Genomic DNA, 6,411 nt, shown 5'->3' with positions numbered 1-6,411 from the left:
AGCGCTAACTGCATATTTTTTAGAAGAGAAAATCGTCATTGTAATTGGAGTTGATTCACTTCCGTTTGCAAATTTCGCTTCGTTATCTAATAAAATAGTTGCGTTATCGTTACTTAAATTTAAGCTGTAAAATTCTCCAACTGTAACTGATAATTTATTTGTTTTTACTTTTTCTTGAGCGTTTGCGTTGTATCCAAACATTAAAGCGATTGCTAATACAGTAGTTGTTTTGAAGAAGTTACTTGTTGTTTTCATTTTTTGTTATAATTATTTTGTTATTTATATTTTTTTATTTATTTTAGCCGATGTGAGTTCTGAAGAACTCTCTTTGTTTATTATTTTAATTTTTGACAAGAGTAATTTCATTACATTTTGTGTTTATTATCATTTTTGTTGAACGTGTTGTCAATAAAAAATCAATTTATTTAAAGTAATTTCTTAATTACGGTGCAAAAGTAATTTGATTTCTTAATACGTTAATTATCATTTTTGTTGAACGAATTGTCAATAAAAACTCAATTTATTTAAAGTCATTTTTTAATTACGATGCAAAAGTAATTTGATTACTTAATTCGTTAATTATCATTTTTGTTGAACGAATTGTCAATAAAAAATCAATTTATTTAAAGTAATTTCTTAATTACGGTGCAAAAGTAATTTGATTACTTAATTCGTTAATTATCATTTTTGTTGAACGAATTGTCAATAAAAAATCAATTTATTTAAAGTCATTTCTTAATTACGATGTAAAAGTAATTTGATTACTTAATTCGTCAATTTGTAAGCTCCCCCAAAAAAAGTACAGTTTAAAAAGCGAAAAATTATTAATTTTAAACTAAACTGTAATTATGAAGAGTAGTAAATTTAGTCCCACTCAAATTTCTAAGATCCTTCAAGAATTTGAATCGGGCAAAGATATTAATGCAATTATTAGAGAACACGGAGTTAGTAAAGCTACGTTTTATAAGTGGCGTCAACGCTACGGTGGCATGGAAGCAAGTGAATTAAAGAAAATTAAAGCCCTAGAAGAAGAAAACGCTAAACTCAAACGCATGTATGCTGATTTAGCATTAGAATTAGACATGGCAAAATACATCATTGAAAAAAAGCTTTAAAGCCTTGCGAAAAAAGAACAATCATAAAGGATGTTTTGACCAAATATCCTAAAGGCAAAAGCAAGGCTTGCCGTATTTTACAGACTAGTCGAAGTAGCTTGGTGTATCAATCCATCAAAAATGATTGTGATTTAATCCAGCGATTAGAGAAATTTGCTCAAGACCATCCAAGAGAAGGTTTTTGGAAGTGTTATTATCGCCTTCGTAATGATGGAGAGAAAGTAAATCATAAGCGATTGCATAGGGTTTACAAACAGATTGGACTTCCTCATCGCAGAAAGACTAAAAAGCGCTTGCCTCAAAGAGTAAAAGAAACTATTGTAATTCCTGAAAGTTTTACCCATACTTGGAGTATTGATTTTATGAGCGATAGTTTAGCCAACGGAAGAAAGTTCCGAAGCTTTAATGTTATTGATGATTTTAATAGAGAAGTATTATTTATAGAAACTGATTATTCACTCAAAAGCAGCAGAGTTATTTGGGTTTTAAAACACCTTGTAAACAAACATGGAAAACCAAAACGAATAAGAATGGATAATGGACCCGAATTTATTGCTAAATTAGCGCAAGAATGGAGCCAGATTATGGAAATTGAATTTAAATACACCCAACCAGGTAAACCAACACAAAATGCTTTAATAGAACGTTTTAATAAAAGTTATCGTGAAAATGTATTGGATACCTATTTGTTCGATAGTATTGACCAAGTCAGAGAAATAAGCGACCAATGGATAGAGGATTATAATTACCAAAGACCGCATGATACCTTAGGAGGGATTAGCCCAGTTAACTATAAAAGAAAGAAAGAAAAAACAGTTGAAGGACTACGTTCCGCTACGGCTACGCCTTCGCCACACTCAGCCCTTCAACTGTGATAAACTATGTATTAAATTGTATACTTTTAACTTGTACTAAAAAGGGGAAGCCTACAACAAAGGTTATGACATAAAGAACTTGTATAGTTTCAAGTACTCCTTTAAACCAAAATTTTCTAATGATTCTGTTTCAATCGACTTTAATTTTGATGTTGAAAAAAGTATTCCATCAAGGATATTTGCCATAATAGGAAAAAATGGGACAGGAAAAACTCAATTGATTACAACCTTGCCTCTTGATATATCTAAAAAGAGAGATGATGCTTTTACTCCTAAAACACCTATTTTTAGTAAAGTAATAGCTGTGTCATATAGCGCTTTTGATACTTTTGATATTCCTAAAAAAACAGCTGATTTTAATTATGTTTATTGTGGCATCAGAGACCCTAAAGGTGAATTATATACTGAAAAAGGTCTAAAGCTGAGGTTTCACAATTCGTGGAAAAAGATTAAATCCAATAACAGATTCGACAAATGAAAGAATTTACTCCCATTTTTTATGGAAGTTGAATTAATCAATGAATTTATTGTTTTAAATGATAATCCCTTCGAGTTTACTGTGGACATAAAAGGATTCAACAGTGTAAGCAAAAAATTAAGTTCTGGTCAGAGTATTTTATTATACATTATAACTGAAATTGTTGCGAATATAAGATTTGATTCTCTTATCATTTATGATGAGCCGGAGACACATTTACATCCAAATGCAATATCGCAATTAATCAATACAATCTACCAGTTAACTCAAGAATTCCAATCATACTGTATTATCGCTACTCATTCGCCAATTATAATTAGAGAATTACTTTCAAGAAATGTTTATATAGTTGAGAGAGAAAGTAATGTGATTTCTGTTAGAAAACCGCTGATTGAAACATTTGGTGAAAACCTTACAATGATAACAGAAGAGATATTTGGTAATAGAGATGTACCCAATCAATTTGAAAAAATATTATCAAGATTAGCTAGTGAGGGTAAAAGTTATGAGGAGATACTTTCTATAGTAGAAACTGAAAATATTCCGTTGAGTTTAAATGCCCGTATCTATTTAAAAAGTGCTATCGATGAAAAATCTTAATGTATATAATGGGGATGTTCACGATTTTTTAGATGATATAATAAAATCAAAAAAACACACACAAAATGACCCGGATTTTAAGCAAAGATTAGCTTTATTACTACCGAATGTTAAGCTATGTTACAATTCGTATAATTTAGCTCATAATATTAATAATCATGTTTCACTTATAGCCCACGGCTATGTTAACCAAGATAAAAATGACCTATTAAAATTGTACAATCCTAAAGCAGTTAAATTAGTTAAGTTTAAAAATGATACAACTACAATTTTAGATAATAGAGCATCAACAATATGTCAGTATTGTACAATTAACTCAGCTAATACATTAGATCATATTATTCCTAAAGCTGAATTCGTTGAATTTGCTGTGAATCCCAAAAACTTATTACCAGCTTGTTCAGAATGTAATGGACATAAATTGGATAGATTTAAAAACAATCAGAATAGATTATTTTTAAATCTATATACTGATTTATTACCCACTCACCAATTTTTATTTGTAGATATTACAACAGCAAATGGACTAATAGAAGTAAACTTCAAGCTCTCAAATATAAATAATATTAATACTGATTTATTCAGACTTATTGAAAGTCATTATGAGAAATTACATTTATTTCGTAGATTTAAAAGTAAATCAAATACAATAATTAGTGAAATGACAAACTCGATTTATGCTTCTGTAAACCAAATTTCAAAACAGACTTTTATAGATATAACTCTTGATAAAATAAATAGAGATAAATCATTGCATGGTCACAATCATTATAAATTAATATTAGAAGAAGCTCTTATAAATAACAATTTTTACCTTAATCAATATTTTCTATAAGCTTATATTAATTTAATAAATTATAGGTTTAATAATAATTCACGTCCATCAGTTAAATTAAGCTTCATTTCAAGTGGATTATCATATTTGACAGCAATATCTCGTAAATCACCAATCTGTATTGTTATAGGTTCATGTTTATTTTTACAGTTTATGAAAAATCTAAATTCATTTTGATCTTTATATTTTACTCTTTTATGAAATGTACTTAAATTGCCAGAATGATCATCATCATAATACTGCACTGGTCTATATTTATAATCTAATTTCAGTTCATCAAGTTTTTTTATAACTCTTTCCATAAAAACTCTTGGATTCTTAATAATAACTAATGACTCTCCAAATTCTTTTATATCAATTTTTAGATTTGATTTTAGTTGTTTATTAAATAAACCTGTAAGACTATATATATTACCGTTTGTAAAACCATCTTTTAGTACTACATCAACATCATTAAAAGTAAATTCAGGATCTATATTATCTAAATACTTATCATTTCTAAATAGTTGGATTTTACATTTTTTAAGATGATTTCTTTTAATTAGTCCTTCATCTAAATCTTGTCTATGATCATCTTTTTCACCAGCTCGCATGTACTCAAGTGTATTAAAATACATTTCACCTTTTTCAATAAAATCTTTCATACGATGTTCCGAACCTCTTTTAAATAGTAAATGAATAATTTCTTCTTTAGTTTTTATATGTATTTTTTTATCCATTTTTATTTAATTATCCAGATTATTATTAATAAGAAAAAAACTAAAGTCCAAGTTTGTAATTTAGTTCTTCACGGTTTCTAAATTCCTCTTGGACTTCATGAACGAATTCACATTTTGAAATGTCTAAGGGAGCTATTCCACCTGCATATGTGAATTGATTTAATTTATCTTTAAAATAGCATTTATAATTAATTAAAGGTATTTCTGGAGCGTCAAGTGCTATTATACTTGCCATAATAGGATACTCTAAATGTATTTCTTTGGCTAAATAGCTATCTATTTCAATAGGTGTTATTTGTTCTAAACTAACTGTTTTCAGCTCACCGTAGTAAGATGTTACTTCTATTTGATTATTTGGTAAATTTATATTCGATATTTTAAATATTTTTTCTTTACCAGTTTTGGAGCAGTCTTTTAATGCAATAAAATCTTCTTTTTTATAAATCATCTTATTTTTCAAATTGATATTAGCTAATATATTATTAATTATTTAATATCCCATGTTTCTTGTAAGTATTTAGGATTAAGATCTAATAATGTATAATTATAAATGAATTTAATTAAAAATAGGCATAGTTATTTTAGGACGGGTCACCGAAAATTTTTCTAAATACCAACCATATAGATGCTCCGTAGATACTCCATAGTTAAAGCATAGATAATGCATGAACTACATTTTCTATAAAAAAAGCATAAAAACAGAAAAATCGACTATTAATTTAATAAATAGCCGATTTTTTCACTTTTATAATTTAGTGTGATTTTGAAACAAAAATCTATTTTTTTAATAGTTGCTCTACAAAAGCTAATTTTTCCTTTTCAGCAGCTAACAAACGCTCGTATAATTTCTTATTCTCATCATATGCCTCAACCAACTTGTCTAAAGGGTTAAAGGTAGGCATCACGTTTATTGCATTCAGAGTTGATGAATCATTACTGTTAAAAGTATTGTTAGTTATTATATTTAACATCTTTTCATCCGAATATTCTTTTATGGCTTGGGTAGGTACTTCAAGGGCTTTAGCAATAATATCTAGTTTTGCATCGTCTAAATCAGCCGTGTTTTCAATTACCGACATTTTTTGTTGGCTAATACCTAACAGTTCAGCTAAAGTTTCTTGTTTCATTCCCTTCATTTCTCGTATGCGACTGATGTTGCGTCCTAAATGCTTCTTTTGTGTCGTTTCCATAAGCCTAAGTTTTTATAAACTCAAATATAAGTTTTTTTCTTAAATCATTCAAGTTTTTTATTCCCCATTCCCAACTCCCCATTCCCCCAAAAATGTTTTTTACCACCTATTCCTGGTACGTTACCTTATTTTATGGTTCGATACCTAGTGATAATCAATCAAATTTGATGTATTCATTTTTAAATCGTTGATTATGAAAAATTTAAACGCATTAAATCTACCGGAAGAACTGACTTTAGATGTTCAAAATTTTATATACAATGCGGTTTGTAGTAATGAACTAATGTTAGTGTTTTATACACCTGTGGTTAACAGCAAACTAAAAATACTCACCTTAGTAGTAGATAAACAAAATTATGATGCAATTGTTTGTGTGTTACAACCTCAAGTAGATACTTTAAATGCTTTGGAAAAGTACGATACTTTAATAACCATTAATTATCATAAAGTTTCATCAAACGATTCACATTTCCATTTTAGTTATTTGCAATTGCATTTACAGCCTTGCTTTGCTATTTACAGCAATCATTTAAAGCGATGGAACAGTTTATTCCAAAATTTTTATTCAATCGATAAACAAAAGGCAATAATTAATTATC

The 6,411-nt window shown here is 28.2% G+C and carries 8 protein-coding genes and 1 pseudogene; 5 read left to right on the top strand and 4 right to left on the bottom strand.

All coding sequences use genetic code 11. The features are described from left to right. Window positions 1–255, bottom strand: a 255-nt coding sequence (locus EG240_RS15960; RefSeq protein WP_148096367.1) for a hypothetical protein, incomplete at its 3' end; no start/stop codon positions are given. A 593-nt stretch (window positions 256–848) separates the two neighbouring features. On the opposite strand from EG240_RS15960, the pseudogene EG240_RS15950 reads away from it, so the two are divergent. The 4 genes and pseudogenes from EG240_RS15950 to EG240_RS15940 form a co-directional block, all read left to right on the top strand. Then, window positions 849–1,915, top strand: a pseudogene (locus EG240_RS15950) (IS3 family transposase); the annotation flags it as partial. Between the two features lie 154 nt (window positions 1,916–2,069). Further along, window positions 2,070–2,468: a P-loop NTPase family protein gene (locus EG240_RS16420; protein ID WP_148096365.1), complete on the top strand. Its 399-nt coding sequence runs from the start codon at window positions 2,070–2,072 to the stop codon at window positions 2,466–2,468. 21 nt (window positions 2,469–2,489) lie between these two features. Further along, entirely contained in the window at window positions 2,490–3,068 is a 579-nt protein-coding gene (locus tag EG240_RS15945; protein ID WP_125020328.1) for an AAA family ATPase, read from the top strand. After that, window positions 3,055–3,903, top strand: coding sequence for an HNH endonuclease (locus tag EG240_RS15940; RefSeq protein WP_125020327.1), 849 nt, complete (start codon window positions 3,055–3,057; stop codon window positions 3,901–3,903). The genes EG240_RS15945 and EG240_RS15940 overlap by 14 nt, the downstream gene beginning before the upstream one ends. 20 nt (window positions 3,904–3,923) lie before the next feature. Here the strand turns inward: EG240_RS15940 and EG240_RS15935 are convergent, their stop codons facing one another. The 3 genes from EG240_RS15935 to EG240_RS15925 form a co-directional block, all read right to left on the bottom strand. Continuing rightward, the gene (locus EG240_RS15935; RefSeq protein WP_125020326.1) at window positions 3,924–4,622 is read right to left on the bottom strand and encodes a hypothetical protein; all 699 of its coding nucleotides are present in this window, start codon (window positions 4,620–4,622) and stop codon (window positions 3,924–3,926) included. A gap of 40 nt (window positions 4,623–4,662) precedes the next feature. Continuing rightward, the gene (locus EG240_RS15930; RefSeq protein ID WP_125020325.1) at window positions 4,663–5,070 is read right to left on the bottom strand and encodes a hypothetical protein; all 408 of its coding nucleotides are present in this window, start codon (window positions 5,068–5,070) and stop codon (window positions 4,663–4,665) included. A gap of 328 nt (window positions 5,071–5,398) precedes the next feature. Next, window positions 5,399–5,812 carry a helix-turn-helix domain-containing protein gene (locus tag EG240_RS15925; protein ID WP_125020324.1) on the bottom strand — a complete coding sequence of 138 codons (414 nt, stop codon included), beginning with the start codon at window positions 5,810–5,812 and terminating at the stop codon, window positions 5,399–5,401. A gap of 193 nt (window positions 5,813–6,005) precedes the next feature. Here EG240_RS15925 and EG240_RS15920 point away from each other — a divergent pair. After that, window positions 6,006–6,411: hypothetical protein (locus tag EG240_RS15920; RefSeq protein WP_148096364.1), on the top strand; the 406-nt coding region annotated here is incomplete at its 3' end.

Origin of the sequence: Paenimyroides tangerinum (assembly GCF_003865405.1) — a bacterium.
GTDB lineage: Bacteria > Bacteroidota > Bacteroidia > Flavobacteriales > Flavobacteriaceae > Flavobacterium > Flavobacterium tangerinum.
This window is presented reverse-complemented; position numbering and strand designations above follow the sequence as displayed.